This is a genomic window from Pseudomonas sp. D1HM (assembly GCF_019266105.1).
Taxonomy (GTDB): Bacteria; Pseudomonadota; Gammaproteobacteria; order Pseudomonadales; family Pseudomonadaceae; genus Aquipseudomonas; species Aquipseudomonas taetrolens.
The window spans coordinates 197210-210938 of sequence record NZ_LRMN01000003.1; the positions used below are offsets into that span (position 1 = coordinate 197210).

The following is a 13729-nucleotide window of genomic DNA, read 5'->3' on the forward strand; positions in this document are numbered from 1 at the left end:
AGGGGCTGCGCCCCTAGCTAAGGTCTGCTGCTTTGATCCGGTCAACTACCCGGGATGCCAGGTCATCAGGTCGAAACTTGGCCAAAAAGTCATCGGCACCGACTTTTTTGACCATCGCCTGGTTGAAGACCCCGGACAACGAAGTATGCAGAATGATGTGCAGGTTGTGCATGCGCGGATCGTTGCGGATCTCGGCAGTCAAGGTATAGCCGTCCATTTCCGGCATTTCGATGTCCGAGATCATCATCAAGAATTCTTCAGACGGATCCTTGCCCTCTTCTACCAGCTTGCGCAAGTAGTTCAAGGCCTGGCGGCCGTCATTGAGCGACACCACCTCAACACCCACCGTTTGCAGGCAACGGCTCACCTGTTTGCGCGCCACCGACGAATCGTCGACCGTCAGTACCCGCAACGCGACCGCCTTGCTTTGGATGTCGACATCCACCACCCCCTGGGAAATGGTTTCAGACGTGGGTGAAACCTCGGCCAGAACCTTTTCGACATCGATGATCTCGACCAGTTGATCGTCCATCCGGGTCACCGCCGTCAGGTAATGGTCGCGCCCGGTGCCCTTGGGTGGCGGATGAATATCCTCCCAGTTCATATTGACGATCCGTTCGACTGATCGAACCAGAAACCCCTGGGTCCGGGTGTTGTACTCCGTGATGATAACGAACGGGTTGCTCTGGTCTTTCAACGCACCGAACCCGGTGGCCATGGCCAGATCAAGAATCGGAATGGTCGTTCCGCGAATACTCGCCACGCCACACACCACCGGATTGGACTTGGGCATGACCGTCAATTTCGGGCACTGCAGCACCTCCCGCACCTTGAATACGTTGATCCCGTAAAGCTGCGGCCCATCCAGACGAAACAACAACAGCTCCAGGCGGTTTTGACCCACCAGTTGAGTGCGCTGGTTAACCGCATCCATCACCCCAGCCATACTCAGATCCTCTTAAAACTTTAAGTTGCGGCGCAAGGCCCACGAAACGGCACGGGCTTTGCTATTTATCCGGCATGAACGCAAAAACGACAAAATCCTGCCACTGGCCACGCGCGCACTCTGTGTACCGTGGCTTGGGCATCGTGACGGCTGCGTGCCTGTTGGGTGCGGGCACTCAGGCCCGCGCCGACGCTTTTACATCGCCTGATCAGCTTATCGGCGTAACCCAGGGCTTTCTTGAATTTGCCGTCGAAGACTATCTCGCCACTCGTCAGACAGAAGGCCGTTACGAGATACAGGTCAACACACTGGACCCGCGCCTGCGCCTGGCCCACTGCGACAAGGAATTGACAGCCAGTCTCGAAAGTCCGGCGCAACCGATGGGTCGCGTGACCGTGCGCATCCGCTGTGACGGCCTCTCGCCCTGGACCATCTTCGTGCCGGCCCAGGTCAAACTGTTCCGCGAGGTGGTCACGGTGGCCCACCCGCTCAAGCGCGGCATGCTGATCGACTACGCCGATGTCACCCTGCGCGAGCGGGATATCAGCCAGATCAATCAGGGGTATTTGACTGCCGTCGAACTGGCGGTGGGGCAAAAACTGTTGCGGCCCATGGTGACCGATCAGGTCTTGACCCTCACCCACCTGGAACAGGCGGCGGCCGTGCGCAAGGGCGATCAGGTCGTGATCAATGCCCGCAGCGGCACGTTAAGTGTCAAAATGCCCGGCGAAGCCCTGTCCGATGGCGGCCTCAGCGAGCAAATCCGGGTTCGTAACCTGAACTCCAAACGCGTGATCCGGGCGCGAATCATCGCACCGGGGCAAGTTGAGGTAGCCTTGTAGGAAAGTTGGCGTCAGTCTCCCTGCTTTCCTACACTGTGACTTGACGCAGATCAGTACCCGTCGGCGCCGACCTATGATTAATCGAGCCTAAAGTTTTCCCGGGTATGGCCGAAAACATGGCAAGCGTCCAAATACCCAGAGGTTTTGCATCATGGTCATCGACTTCAGTCGTCTTAACAGCGCACCGCCCTTAACCGGCAGTACGCGCAGCAGCAACCATCAGGAAGCAGGCAGCGCCACGCAAGCGGCCCCTGCACCCAGCCCTGAGCAAGCCAGCGCTCCGAGCGGGGAATCGGTTCGACTGAGCCCCGAAGCTCAACAGTTGCAGAAAATCGGCGACGCGTTGCGTGAACAACCGGCAGTCGACAGCAGTCGTGTGGCCGAACTGAAACAAGCCATCGCCGATGGCAGCTATAAAGTCGACAGCCAACGGGTCGCCGGCAAATTGCTTGAAATGGAAGCCCAGCGCTAGCCCCACGGCCAGTGCAGGCTTTTGGACGCTTAACTCCCAGAGCCCAGCATGCACGACACCCAATTACTGCAATTGATCAACGACGACCTGGCACCGGCCGAGCAACTGCTTGGCCTGCTGCAGGACGAGCACATCGCCCTCAAGGGCCGCGACATGCAGGTGCTGGAAAAGATTCTGGCACGCAAACAATCGTTGATCATTTTGCTTGAGCAACATGGCCGCAGACGCAGCGAGATTCTGGCGGGCCTCGGCCTGACCACCAACCGCAGCGGCCTCGAAAGCCTTGCCAGCCACTCAAGCGTGGGTCAGCAGTTGCTCAGCCAGAGCGATGCCCTGAATCACCTGCTGGCTCAGTGCCAGGCCGCCAACGTGCTGAACGGGCAATCGATCCAGACCCAGCAGGCAATCACCGCCAATCAGTTGCGCATCCTGCATGGCGGCGAAGCCCCGACGCTGTATGACGCGCGGGGCTCGACGTCGATGCTTAGCAAACCTCGCGCCTACAGCCAGGTTTGAAGCCCGGCCTACACGCGCTCTGACGCGGCCGGATCGGACTCAGGCCCGACCGTTTCACTGTCCGGTTCCGGCTCTGGTTCCGGCTCGATGTTATCCACCATCTGGTCTTGCACCACTTGCTCATCCACACGCGGGTCGAGCGCGGCAACCAGCGGCGAGCTGGACATGCTGTCGGGCATGGCCACGTGATGCAGCGGAGCGTCGTCGACCTGGTGCAGGTTGGTGACTGCATTCGGGCGAATGCGCCACACCAGAATCAGGCTGGCCACGCTGAAAAACGCGTACAGCATCTGGCTGCCCCACACCTTCATCAATACGCCCGCGACCAATGGCCCGATGCTTGCGCCGATGCCGTAGGTCACCAGCAACATCGCGGTCAACGACACGCGGCGTTCCGGTTCGATGTGGTCATTGGCGAAAGCCACCGCCAGCGGATAGATGCAAAACTGCACCAGTGCGCTCAGGCCACCGGCCACGAACAGCACTTCAAGCGGTACCGCCGGCAAGATCGCCAGCGGCAATGAGGCTACCGCCAGCAGGAAGGCGAAGATACGAATCAGCAGCGGCCGGTCATAGCGGTCCGACAACCAGCCCAGCGGCCATTGAGCCACCAGCCCGGCGAAAATGCAGCAGCCCATGTACAAACCGACCAGCTCGGTAGAGAGCCCTTGCTGAGCGGCATACAGCGGTGCCAGACCGTAGAACGCACCGACCAGCAAGCCGGCACCCAGCACCGCAATCAGCGATTGCGGTACGCGCTTCATGAAGAACTTCGGGTCCATCGGCGCCGGGTGCAAGGGCGCCGGGTGAATGCGCCGGGTCATCGCCACAGGCACCAGGCACAGGGCAAAACACAGCGCCACCAGCATCAGCAGCTCAAGCCCCAGGGCCGGGTGAACCACCAGAATCAGTTGCCCCAGCACCAGGCCCAGGTAGGACGCAATCATGTACAGGCTGAAGACCACGCCACGCTGCTTGGCATCAGCCTGCTCATTGAGCCAGCTTTCGATAACCATGTACTGGCACATCATCCCCAGCCCCACGATCACCCGCAGCAGCAGCCATAAAGGCAACCAGTCGCTCAACCCGTGACACAGCACTGCGGCACCGACGATGCCGGCGCACGTGGCATAGGCGCGAATATGTCCGACCCGGGCAATCAGCCGATGGCCAATCTTGCCGCCCAGCACCAGACCAAAATAGTTGGCCGCCATCAAGGCACCGATCCACAGGCCATCGACATTGTCTGCCGCCAGCCGCAGTGCCAGATAGGTGCTCAGAAGCCCCGAGCCGATCAACATCATCAGCGAGGCAAAATATAACGCTCGAAAAGACTTCCAGATTTGGCGCATGGCTTTACGTGCGGCTCCTTGTGCGAGCAGTCAGCCAACAAACGATAGCTGACTGCCACGAGTTCAAACAGTAAAGCCTGAGCCGTTATCTGTCTGAGCGATTAAGCCTGAGCCGCCAGTACGCGACGCTCCCAGGGCGTGATTTCATCATAGAAGCTTGTGAGTTCAAGGGTTTTGGTCGCGACGTAACCTTCAATGAACTCTTTGCCGAACAACGCCTTTGCCAAGTCACTGCGTTTGAGACGCTCAAGGGCGGCATGCAACGTACATGGCAAGGACAACGCCTCGGGCACTTCGAACTGACCCTGAATGGCAGCGGTCGGTTCCAACTCATGTTCGATACCGTGCAAACCCGCCGCCAGACTGGCCGCAATTGCCAGGTACGGATTGGCGTCAGCGCCCGGCAAGCGGTTTTCGACCCGCCGCGCCACTGGCGAGCTGGCAGGTATGCGCAGACCGGCTGCGCGATTATCGTGGGACCAGCACGCATTGTTCGGTGATGCATAGGGGTGGCACAGGCGCTGGTAAGAATTGACGTTCGGTGCAAACAACGCGGTGAAGTCCGCCATGCCGGCCTGCTGCCCGCCGATAAAATGCCGGAACGTGGCCGTCGGCTGCCCCGCCTCGTCGCTGAAGACATTGCGTCCGCTGCCCAGTTCTACCACGCTTTGGTGAATGTGCATCGAACTGCCAGCCGTGTGTGCCAGCGGCTTGGCCATGCAGACCACGGTCAGGCCGTGCTTGAGGGCAACTTCCTTGAGCAGGTGCTTGAACAAAAAGGTCTGGTCGGCAATCAGCAGCGGATCGCCGTGCAACAGGTTGATCTCGAACTGGCTGACGCCCATCTCGTGCATGAAGGTGTCACGCGGCAAACCCAGTGCCGCCATGCCGGCATACACTTCGTTGAAAAATGGGCGCAGGCCGTTATTGGAGCTGATGCTGAAGGCCGAGAAACCGTCCTCACGACGACCGTCCAGGCCCAGGGGCGGACGGAACGGCTGGGTCGGGTCGGTGTTGGGCGCAAAGACAAAGAACTCAAGCTCGGTCGCCACGACCGGCGCCAGCCCGCGCGCCGCATAACGCGCGATCACGGCCTTCAATTGAGCGCGGGTCGACAGGCTCGAGCCCTCGCCAGTCAGTTCATCCGCATCACAGATCGCCAATGCCCGTGGCGGCTCGCTCCAGGGCAAGACATGAATGTGCGCCGGGTCTGGCACCAGAGCCAGGTCGCCATCATCGCTGCCGTAAAAACGTGATTCGGGATAGCCGCCCATGATGCATTGCAGCAATACGCCACGAGCCATCTGCAGGCGTCGCCCCTCGAGGAAGCCCTCGGCAGTCATCACCTTGCCCCGCGGGACGCCATTCAAATCGGGAGTCACGCATTCAATCTCATCAATGCCGGTCAGTCGCTGCGCGAGAGAGCCCTGGCCATCGGTCGTCATGACACTTTCCTTGTTGTTGTACAGGCCGCGAACGGCGACCCGTACAAAATACGCACCACCTGTTCGAGATTTCAAGCAAGTCCCGCACAAAATCCGTCTTTCCCTGATTTACCGGTGTCGATCAATACCCTCATGAGCATGTTATTTCCTCTCACCGGGCCCGACATGTCTGCATACGACACTCACTTGATCGCTGGCTCCACTGCCGTCCATTGAGCGAACAGCTGAAATCTTCGAGCGGTACAATTTGCCGTCTAGACTCAGCGACGCGTGTGTCCAGGAAGACCCGGCAGGCCAACCCTGCGCCGTGTTGCCAAAAGGAAAAACCATGAAGCGATCAGTGTTCCTAGTGCCCCGTCTTTGCGCCAGCCTGATCCTGGCCGGTATGTTCACCCCGATGACGTTTGCCCAAACCGCCAGCAACGAGGCTTACGTGCTGGATAAAGTGGTCCAGGTCAGCCGCCACGGGGTGCGACCGCCGACTGAGTCCAATGAAAAACTGCTGACAGCCGTGACACAACGACAATGGCCAACGTGGCTGGTGCCTTTTGGCAACCTCACGGGTCATGGCTACACCGGTGCGGTTGAAATGGGCCGCTACCGTGGCGACGTGCTGCGCAATGCCGGTCTCATCCCCCAAGGCTGCCCGGACGCCGGACAGCTACTGGCGCACTCCAGCCCCATGCAGCGCACCAAAGCCACTGCACAGGCCTTGCTGGATGGAATGTTCCCGGGCTGCGGCTTCCAGCCAACCTATGTCAGGGGTTCCCAGGACGCCTTGTTTCAGGCCAATGAAATGAAATTTGCCGCCCTTGATCCGGAAAAAGCCAAGGCGGGCATCCTCAAAGCACTGGGTGGCAGTGTCGAAGCCGCCCAGGCCCGCTATAAGCCCTACGAAGACAAGCTGAGGGCCGTGGCCTGCCTGCCCGACGCCGATTGTCCGTACGGTAAGCAAGCCTGGACACTGGAAGAAAACGCCAAGGGCCGTTTTTCGATCAAGGGCCTGAGCGCCGGTGCCAACATGGGCGAAGTGTTCCGCCTGGAATACAGCCAGGGCCTGCCGCTGGATAAAGTCGCGTTCGGCCATGCCCGTAGCGCAGCCGAAGTCTCTAGCCTGATGGTGCTGACCAAAGCCAAATATGATTTCGTTAACGACATCCCCTACATCGCCAGCCGCGGCGCGTCCGAGCTGATGAACCAGATCTCGCTGGAACTCAAGCAAGGCACCCCGCTGGCCAGCACGCGCACTGAAAACACCCCGCCCGATGTACCGCTGATGCTGCTGGTCGCCCACGACACCAACATCTCGTACCTGCGTACCATGCTCGGGTTCAACTGGAAGCAAGGGGATTACATCGACAACAACATCCCGCCCGTGGGGACGCTGCAGTTTGAACGTTACAAGGAAGTCAAAACCGGTGAATACTTTTTGCGCATCGGCTTTGAGGCCCAGTCGATGGATCAGATTCGCAACCTGACCACGCTGAGCGAAACCGCAAAACCCTACCGTACGGACTTCGCAAGCAGCAAGGACTGCCGCACGACGCGCCTCGGCCTGCTCTGCCCCCTCAAAGACGCGATCTCAACCGTTGATAAAAATATCGACCCGACAGCGCTGACGCCTTACACCTTTCAGTAAGCCAGTGCCCCATAAACGCCCTGCCCGCACCCGGCAGGCGTTTACACCAGTAGATACCCTGCAGCGACGTGAGATACATTGAAACGGCTTGTCATCAAAACAACAGCCCGTCATCTCACAAAGGGTGCCTCTTGAATACCAATCAAAAACTGAGAACGTTCGACCTGATTCGCGAAGCCGTACTGCCTGAGTATCGCGACCGCGTTAATGACTACCTGAGCCTCTACGAAGACGCGCTGCACGATGAGCCGGCACAGCCTGAACACGTGCATGCCATCGCCCATCAACTCAGAGGCTACTTGCGCGGCCTGAACACCACCCGGGTGCTGGGCATGGCCGACTGGGAAGAGCTGGACCGCCGCGTGACCGAGTCCTGGCTGTGACGCCAGCGCCCGCTCCGGTGAACGGCCTGACGCGCCGCAGGGTTTATTGAGCGTTACGGCTGAAGATCCGGATCACTTCATCCAGATGCTGGGCCATGGCCTGTCGCGCCGCTTCGGGGTCGTGCTGCTCAAGGGCCTGCAGCACACGCCGGTGCTCATCTTCGGAGCGATGGGGCATATCGCCCGAGGTGTAGTGACTTTGCAAACGCTGGAACATGCTGCCGTAACGATGCCCCAACAGGTGCTGAATCATCAGGGCGTACGCCGGGTTGTCCGATGCCTGCGCAATGCGGATATGGAACAGCCGATCACCGGGATGCGTGTGGGAGCCTTCGCGGTTGTCGCGGGTATTACGCTCGAACGCCTCGCGAATGCCTGCCAGTTCTTCGTCACTGGCATTCACCGCCGCCAATGCCGCGGCTTCAGGTTCGATCAGGCGACGGGCTTGAAGTAACGCAAAGGGCGGAATCTCGGCACTGAAGTCGACTTCAATGCCCAGCTCCGGGTCCAGCTCTTTCCACTGATCACGGGTGGCTTGGGCCATCACAGGCTCATCGGAAACTGCCCTCATGGGCGGTTCACACACCAAGACCCCGTTACCGACGCGCACATCCACCAGACCGATCACCTCCAGAGCAATCATGGCTTCTCGTACCGAGGCGCGACTCACTCCCAGCAACTTGGCCAACTCGCGTTCTGCGGGCAAGCGGCTGCCCGGCGGGAACTCGCCGCTGTCGATCAGTGCTCGCAGCTGATCAGCGATCTGCCGGTAAAGTCTTTGGTTATCAATAACTTGAAATGGCATTGTGGAATTAGCCCTGGTGTTGACAGCGGTCTACGAGCCGTTCTTGAGAAAAAAGACGCTTGTTGAGACGTGAGGTGCATGCTACAAAAGGTTCAATGGCCTGACCATTGAACGTCTAACGTAATGCGATCATAGCAAACCTTATCCCGTTCATTGCCTGGTTTTGCCATTCACTACGCCATTAATGGCCTGACCATTAGGCCAAATAACAATAATGAACACCGTCAGGGAGCACCCATGGATCTTTCCGGCAAACGCGTGCTGATCACCGCAGCCGCTCAAGGCATAGGTCAAGCCACTGTCCAGGCCTACCTCGCCGCAGGCGCCGAAGTCTTCGCCGCCGACATCAATGCAAGCGCACTCGAAGCCCTTGAAGGGGCGCACAAACATCGGCTGGACGTTACCGACGCAGCCGCCATCGAGCGCCTGGCCGCACAACTGGGCCCGCTGGATGTGCTGTTCAACTGCGCGGGTGTCGTACACAGCGGCAACATTCTCGAATGCAGCGAAACAGACTGGTCCTTTGCCCTGGACCTTAACGTCACCGCCATGTACCGCATGATTCGTGCGTTTCTACCGGGGATGCTGAGCAACGGCGGCGGCTCGATCATCAACATGGCCTCGGTCGCCTCCAGCGTCAAAGGCGTGCCCAACCGTTTTGCCTACTGCGCCAGCAAAGGTGCGGTGATCGGCCTGACTCGCTCGGTGGCCGCTGATTTTGTCAGCCAGAACATCCGCTGCAACGCCATATGCCCCGGCACGGTGGACTCCCCTTCTCTGCGTCAACGCATCAGCGAGCAAGCATTGCGCGAAGGTCGCCATGTCGATGAGGTGTATGCCGCCTTTGCCGCACGCCAGCCCATGGGCCGCATCGGTACCGCCGAGGAGATCGCGCAATTGGCGCTGTACCTGGGGTCGAGTGCCAGCGGTTTCACCACCGGCACGGCACAAATCATCGATGGCGGCTGGAGCAATTGATCCAGCAGCTACAGGTTTTTCTGCACTCTCATTATTTGACCAAGGAACACATATGAAACTGCTGCGCTACGGTGAAAAAGGCCAGGAACGTCCCGCCCTGCTCGATAACAACGGCCAACTACGTGATTTGTCCGCAGTGGTCACTGATATCGCAGGCGACACGTTAAGTCCGCAAAACATTGCCCGCCTGCAAGATATCGACCCCTCCACCTTGCCACTGGTTGAAGGTTCGCCACGTATCGGCGCCTGTGTCGGCCAGGTCGGCAAGTTCATTTGCATCGGCCTCAACTATGCCGATCACGCCGCTGAAACCGGCGCCGCCATTCCTGCCGAACCGGTGGTGTTCAACAAATGGACCAGCGCGATTGTCGGCCCGAACGACGACATCGAAATCCCGCGAAACTCCCGCAAAACCGACTGGGAAGTCGAGCTGGGCGTGGTGATCGGCAAAGGCGGCCGCTACATCAGTGAAAGCGATGCGCTTGAGCACGTGGCCGGTTATTGCGTGATCAACGACGTGTCCGAACGCGAATTCCAGCTGGAGCTGGGTGGCACCTGGGACAAGGGCAAAGGCTGCGACACCTTCGGCCCGCTCGGGCCATGGCTGGTGACCCGCGATGAAATCGCCGACCCGCACCAGCTCGACCTGTGGCTGGAAGTGGATGGCAAGCGTTACCAGAACGGCAACACGCGAACCATGATTTTCCAGATCCCGAAAATCGTCAGCTACCTCAGCCAGTTCATGAGCCTGCAACCCGGTGACGTGATCTCCACCGGCACACCGCCCGGCGTTGGCCTGGGTATCAAGCCCGAGCCGGTTTACCTGCGCGCCGGCCAGCACATCCGCCTGGGTATCAGCGGGCTGGGCGAACAACAGCAACGCACCGTAGATGCCGACTGACAGGGAGAGCCACCATGACCACCATTACTGCTGTTCGGGTTGAAGACATTCGCTTCCCCACCTCGCAATCCCTGGACGGTTCTGACGCGATGAACCCGGACCCGGATTATTCTGCGGCCTATGTCATCCTCGAAACCGATACCCCCGGCCTGCAAGGCCATGGCCTGACGTTCACCATCGGCCGCGGCAACGAGATCTGCTGCGCATCGATCAACGCACTGGCCGGCTTGCTGGTCGGGTTGAAGCTGGAGTGGATTGCCGAGGACATGGGGCGCTTCTGGCGCCATGTGACCAGCGACAGCCAACTGCGCTGGATCGGCCCGGACAAAGGGGCGATCCATTTGGCGACCGGCGCCGTGGTCAACGCCGCATGGGATCTGTGGGCCAAGGCCGAAGGCAAACCGGTGTGGCGCCTGGTGGCTGACATGAGCCCCGAGCAACTGGTGCGCTGCATTGATTTCCGCTACATCACCGATTGCATCACCCCGGATGAAGCCCTGCACTTGCTGCGCGAGCGTGCGAAGGGCAAGGCCGAACGCCTGGCTTTGCTCGAAGCCGAAGGTTACCCGTGCTACACCACTTCCGCCGGATGGCTGGGTTATGCCGATGAAAAACTCCGCCGGTTATGCCAGGAGGCCGTGGACGCGGGCTTCTCCCACGTCAAATTGAAGGTTGGCCATGACCTGCAGGATGACATCCGCCGCGTCCGGATCGCCCGCGAAGTGCTGGGCCCGGATCGCCAGTTGATGATCGACGCCAACCAGGTGTGGGAGGTGAACGCCGCCATCGATTGGGTGCGCGAACTGTCATTCGCCAACCCATGGTTCATCGAAGAACCCACCAGCCCCGACGATGTGGAAGGCCATCGCAAAATCCGTCTCGGTGTGGCTCCGGTCAAGGTCGCCACGGGCGAGATGTGCCAAAACCGCATCGTGTTCAAGCAACTGATCATGCGTGAAGCCATCGATGTCGTGCAGATCGATGCCTGTCGCCTGGGCGGGGTCAACGAAGTGCTCGCGGTGATGCTGATGGCCGCCAAATACAATTTGCCGGTGTGTCCGCATGCCGGTGGCGTTGGTTTGTGCGAGTACGTGCAGCACCTGTCGATGATCGACTACCTGTGCATCGCCGGTACTCACGAAGGCCGCGTGGTCGAGTTTGTCGACCATCTGCACGAGCATTTCGAGGACCCTTGCGTGATTCGCAATGCCGCGTACATGCCACCGCAAGCACCGGGGTTTTCGATCCAGATGAAAGCCGCGTCCCGCGAACAATACCGTTACCGGGGTTAAACCAGACGTTTCAGCGGACGGAGTACAACAATAATGTCGTCCCGACACTCACTTCGGCTGGATGCTCACCAGCATTTCTGGCGCTATGACACCGCCAGCTATCCCTGGATTGGCCAGGACATGCCCTGCTTGCGCCAGGATTTCCAGCCGGACGATCTGCGGCCGCTGCTGGATGCAGCCGGGTTTGACGGCTGTATTGCGGTGCAAGCCCGGGCCTGCGAAAGCGAAACCGATCAGTTGCTGCTGCTGGCTGAACGCTACCCGTGGATTCGCGCCGTGGTGGGTTGGGTCGACCTGTGTGCCAACGACCTTGAACAGTCACTGGAACGCTGGGCGCAAGCCCCGGCATTGCGGGGTTTTCGTCATCAACTGCAAGACGAGACCTCGCCCGCCGAGTTTATGCAAAAGGCCGAATTCCAGCGTGGCCTCGCCACGCTGCAACGTCAGGAGCTGGTCTATGAAGTGCTGGTCAAGGCAAAGGATCTGGGCGCGGTCACCGCGCTGTGCCACCAGCATGACCGGCACCATCTGGTGCTCGATCACCTGGGCAAGCCCGATGTTCAAGCCAACGATTTGAACGCCTGGGCCAAACAGCTCGCACCGCTGGCCGCCCTGCCCCATGTCAGTTGCAAGCTGTCAGGGCTGATCACCGAAGCCCATTGGCGGCATTGGCACAACGCGCAATTGACCCCCTACCTGGAAACCGCGCTGGAACTGTTCGGTCCTGAACGCCTGATGTTTGGATCGGACTGGCCGGTGTGCCTGTTGGCCAGCGACTACCAGGCCACCTGCAGCCTGGTCGGTAGCGTGTCACAACACGGGGCCATTTGGGGGGAGACGGCATGCCGCGTCTACAACATAGAAGGAACGACTCGATGAATCTGTATCTGCAAAACAAGGTTTTTATCGTGACCGGCGGCGGCTCGGGGATTGGCGCCGCCATCTCTTTGGGACTGGCCGACGAAGGCGCGATCCCGGTGATTTTCGGCCATAGCCCGCTGTCCGAAGAACTGGCCCGGGAGCTGGATCAGCGTGGTGGCCAAAGCCTGTTCGTGCAGGTCGAGTTGCGCGACGAAGACGCTTGTCGTGCCGCGGTCGCCACCGTGCTGCAACGTTTCGGACGGATCGATGGACTGGTCAATAACGCCGGCGCAAATGATGGTGTCGGGCTGGAGGCCGGGCGTTCAGCTTTTGTGGAGTCTCTGGAAAAAAACCTGATCCACTACTACCTCATGACCCATTTGTGCGTGGACGCACTCAAGGTGACCCGTGGATCCATCGTCAATATCAGCTCCAAAACCGCGCTCACCGGTCAAGGCGGCACCAGCGGCTACACCGCCGCCAAAGGCGCGCAACTGTCGCTGACGCGGGAGTGGGCCACTTCACTGCTGGGCGACGGAATCCGGGTCAATGCCGTGATCCCGGCGGAAGTCATGACCCCGTTGTACGAGCGATGGATCGACACCTTTGCCGACCCCAAGGCCAAACTGGCGAGCATCGTCGAAAAAATCCCTTTCGGCCAACGCATGACCACGGCTGAAGAAATTGCCGACAGCGTGCTGTTCCTGTTGTCGTCACGTGCATCCCACACCACCGGGCAATGGCTGGTGGTAGATGGCGGCTACACCCATCTGGACCGGGCGCTGACATGAACCGCCAATGCATGGCTCTGGACTTGAAGGACGACCCGGCGCTGATCGACGAGTACGAGCGCCTGCACCAGCACATCTGGCCGCAGATCAGCGCCCATCTGCGCCAGCACGGCGTGCTCGACATGCAGATCTGGCGCCTGGGCACGCGGTTGTTCATGGTCATGGACACCGCCCCCGACTTCAACGCCAAGGCCTTTGCCCGGATCAGCGCCAGCGACCCGCAGGTGCAGGAATGGGAAGCGCTGATGTGGCACTTCCAGCAGCCCACACCGTGGACCTTGCCCGATGAAAAATGGGCGCCGATGAGCCAGATTTTCAGCCTGTCGCAGCAGACGGACCCGTAGCCGCTGCCGGGGGCTGCGTCCGAGTGCGTAGCCAGCATAAACCTGAAAAAACGTTTTACCTGTAACACCGAAAATCCTGACTTTACGACGGCTCTGCCGCCGGATGCAGCCTTCGGCGGCGGCGACGGAGCGGTTGAGCACTCACAACAATAAAAAGGAGAG

The 13729-nt window shown here is 59.9% G+C and carries 15 protein-coding genes; 11 read left to right on the plus strand and 4 right to left on the minus strand.

What is annotated here, in order from left to right:
• Window positions 1-13 precede the first annotated feature (13 nt).
• The gene (locus tag AWM69_RS04015; protein ID WP_218725826.1) at window positions 14-946 is read right to left on the minus strand and encodes a chemotaxis protein CheV; all 933 of its coding nucleotides are present in this window, start codon (window positions 944-946) and stop codon (window positions 14-16) included.
• A gap of 74 nt (window positions 947-1020) precedes the next feature.
• Here AWM69_RS04015 and flgA point away from each other — a divergent pair, with 74 nt between their 5' ends.
• The 3 genes from flgA (at window position 1021) to AWM69_RS04030 (ending at window position 2776) form a co-directional block, all read left to right on the plus strand.
• The gene (gene flgA, locus AWM69_RS04020; RefSeq protein WP_218725827.1) at window positions 1021-1788 is read left to right on the plus strand and encodes a flagellar basal body P-ring formation chaperone FlgA; all 768 of its coding nucleotides are present in this window, start codon (window positions 1021-1023) and stop codon (window positions 1786-1788) included.
• Window positions 1789-1939: 151 nt separating this feature from the next.
• Window positions 1940-2260: a flagellar biosynthesis anti-sigma factor FlgM gene (gene flgM / locus AWM69_RS04025; protein WP_048379185.1), complete on the plus strand. Its 321-nt coding sequence runs from the start codon at window positions 1940-1942 to the stop codon at window positions 2258-2260.
• Between the two features lie 48 nt (window positions 2261-2308).
• The gene (locus AWM69_RS04030) at window positions 2309-2776 is read left to right on the plus strand and encodes a flagella synthesis protein FlgN (RefSeq protein ID WP_048379183.1); all 468 of its coding nucleotides are present in this window, start codon (window positions 2309-2311) and stop codon (window positions 2774-2776) included.
• Window positions 2777-2784: 8 nt separating this feature from the next.
• Here the strand turns inward: AWM69_RS04030 and AWM69_RS04035 are convergent, their stop codons facing one another.
• Window positions 2785-4128, minus strand: a complete 1344-nt coding sequence (locus AWM69_RS04035; RefSeq protein ID WP_131652770.1) for an MFS transporter — start codon at window positions 4126-4128, stop codon at window positions 2785-2787.
• Window positions 4129-4229: 101 nt separating this feature from the next.
• Window positions 4230-5471: a glutamine synthetase family protein gene (locus AWM69_RS04040; protein ID WP_218726006.1), complete on the minus strand. Its 1242-nt coding sequence runs from the start codon at window positions 5469-5471 to the stop codon at window positions 4230-4232.
• Between the two features lie 430 nt (window positions 5472-5901).
• On the opposite strand from AWM69_RS04040, the gene AWM69_RS04045 reads away from it, so the two are divergent.
• Together AWM69_RS04045 and AWM69_RS04050 are read left to right on the plus strand one after the other, a co-directional pair.
• Window positions 5902-7212, plus strand: a complete 1311-nt coding sequence (locus tag AWM69_RS04045; protein WP_131652768.1) for a histidine-type phosphatase — start codon at window positions 5902-5904, stop codon at window positions 7210-7212.
• Window positions 7213-7343: 131 nt separating this feature from the next.
• Complete coding sequence (locus tag AWM69_RS04050) at window positions 7344-7595, plus strand: hypothetical protein (protein WP_048379177.1); 252 nt, start codon at window positions 7344-7346, stop codon at window positions 7593-7595.
• A gap of 43 nt (window positions 7596-7638) precedes the next feature.
• Here AWM69_RS04050 and AWM69_RS04055 read toward each other — a convergent pair whose 3' ends face one another.
• Window positions 7639-8400 (minus strand): FadR/GntR family transcriptional regulator, encoded by a 762-nt coding sequence (locus tag AWM69_RS04055; protein ID WP_131652767.1) that lies wholly within the window; start codon window positions 8398-8400, stop codon window positions 7639-7641.
• 237 nt (window positions 8401-8637) lie between these two features.
• Here AWM69_RS04055 and AWM69_RS04060 point away from each other — a divergent pair, with 237 nt between their 5' ends.
• The 6 genes from AWM69_RS04060 to AWM69_RS04085 are packed head-to-tail and all read left to right on the plus strand — an operon-like array spanning window position 8638 to window position 13567.
• Window positions 8638-9378, plus strand: coding sequence for an SDR family oxidoreductase (locus tag AWM69_RS04060; RefSeq protein WP_131652766.1), 741 nt, complete (start codon window positions 8638-8640; stop codon window positions 9376-9378).
• A gap of 52 nt (window positions 9379-9430) precedes the next feature.
• The gene (locus AWM69_RS04065) at window positions 9431-10279 is read left to right on the plus strand and encodes a fumarylacetoacetate hydrolase family protein (RefSeq protein WP_131652765.1); all 849 of its coding nucleotides are present in this window, start codon (window positions 9431-9433) and stop codon (window positions 10277-10279) included.
• A gap of 14 nt (window positions 10280-10293) precedes the next feature.
• Window positions 10294-11571 carry an L-fuconate dehydratase gene (locus tag AWM69_RS04070; RefSeq protein ID WP_218725828.1) on the plus strand — a complete coding sequence of 426 codons (1278 nt, stop codon included), beginning with the start codon at window positions 10294-10296 and terminating at the stop codon, window positions 11569-11571.
• A gap of 33 nt (window positions 11572-11604) precedes the next feature.
• Window positions 11605-12450, plus strand: a complete 846-nt coding sequence (locus AWM69_RS04075) for an amidohydrolase (RefSeq protein WP_218725829.1) — start codon at window positions 11605-11607, stop codon at window positions 12448-12450.
• Complete coding sequence (locus AWM69_RS04080) at window positions 12447-13223, plus strand: SDR family oxidoreductase (RefSeq protein WP_131652763.1); 777 nt, start codon at window positions 12447-12449, stop codon at window positions 13221-13223. Before AWM69_RS04075 ends, AWM69_RS04080 begins: the two co-directional genes overlap by 4 nt.
• A complete protein-coding gene (locus tag AWM69_RS04085) occupies window positions 13220-13567 on the plus strand; it encodes an L-rhamnose mutarotase (RefSeq protein WP_218725830.1) in 348 nt (115 codons plus the stop codon). The genes AWM69_RS04080 and AWM69_RS04085 overlap by 4 nt, the downstream gene beginning before the upstream one ends.
• The last annotated feature ends 162 nt before the right edge of the window (window positions 13568-13729 follow it).

Excerpts from the sequence above, each read along its gene's own strand:
- AWM69_RS04015 (WP_218725826.1), bottom strand. The coding sequence starts at position 946 with ATGGCTGGGGTGATGGATGCGGTTAACCAGCGCACTCAACTGGTGGGT.
- flgA (WP_218725827.1), top strand. The coding sequence starts at position 1,021 with ATGAACGCAAAAACGACAAAATCCTGCCACTGGCCACGCGCGCACTCT.
- flgM (WP_048379185.1), top strand. The coding sequence starts at position 1,940 with ATGGTCATCGACTTCAGTCGTCTTAACAGCGCACCGCCCTTAACCGGC.
- AWM69_RS04030 (WP_048379183.1), top strand. The coding sequence starts at position 2,309 with ATGCACGACACCCAATTACTGCAATTGATCAACGACGACCTGGCACCG.
- AWM69_RS04035 (WP_131652770.1), bottom strand. The coding sequence starts at position 4,128 with ATGCGCCAAATCTGGAAGTCTTTTCGAGCGTTATATTTTGCCTCGCTG.
- AWM69_RS04040 (WP_218726006.1), bottom strand. The coding sequence starts at position 5,471 with ATGACTGCCGAGGGCTTCCTCGAGGGGCGACGCCTGCAGATGGCTCGT.
- AWM69_RS04045 (WP_131652768.1), top strand. The coding sequence starts at position 5,902 with ATGAAGCGATCAGTGTTCCTAGTGCCCCGTCTTTGCGCCAGCCTGATC.
- AWM69_RS04055 (WP_131652767.1), bottom strand. The coding sequence starts at position 8,400 with ATGCCATTTCAAGTTATTGATAACCAAAGACTTTACCGGCAGATCGCT.
- AWM69_RS04060 (WP_131652766.1), top strand. The coding sequence starts at position 8,638 with ATGGATCTTTCCGGCAAACGCGTGCTGATCACCGCAGCCGCTCAAGGC.
- AWM69_RS04065 (WP_131652765.1), top strand. The coding sequence starts at position 9,431 with ATGAAACTGCTGCGCTACGGTGAAAAAGGCCAGGAACGTCCCGCCCTG.
- AWM69_RS04070 (WP_218725828.1), top strand. The coding sequence starts at position 10,294 with ATGACCACCATTACTGCTGTTCGGGTTGAAGACATTCGCTTCCCCACC.
- AWM69_RS04075 (WP_218725829.1), top strand. The coding sequence starts at position 11,605 with ATGTCGTCCCGACACTCACTTCGGCTGGATGCTCACCAGCATTTCTGG.
- AWM69_RS04080 (WP_131652763.1), top strand. The coding sequence starts at position 12,447 with ATGAATCTGTATCTGCAAAACAAGGTTTTTATCGTGACCGGCGGCGGC.
- AWM69_RS04085 (WP_218725830.1), top strand. The coding sequence starts at position 13,220 with ATGAACCGCCAATGCATGGCTCTGGACTTGAAGGACGACCCGGCGCTG.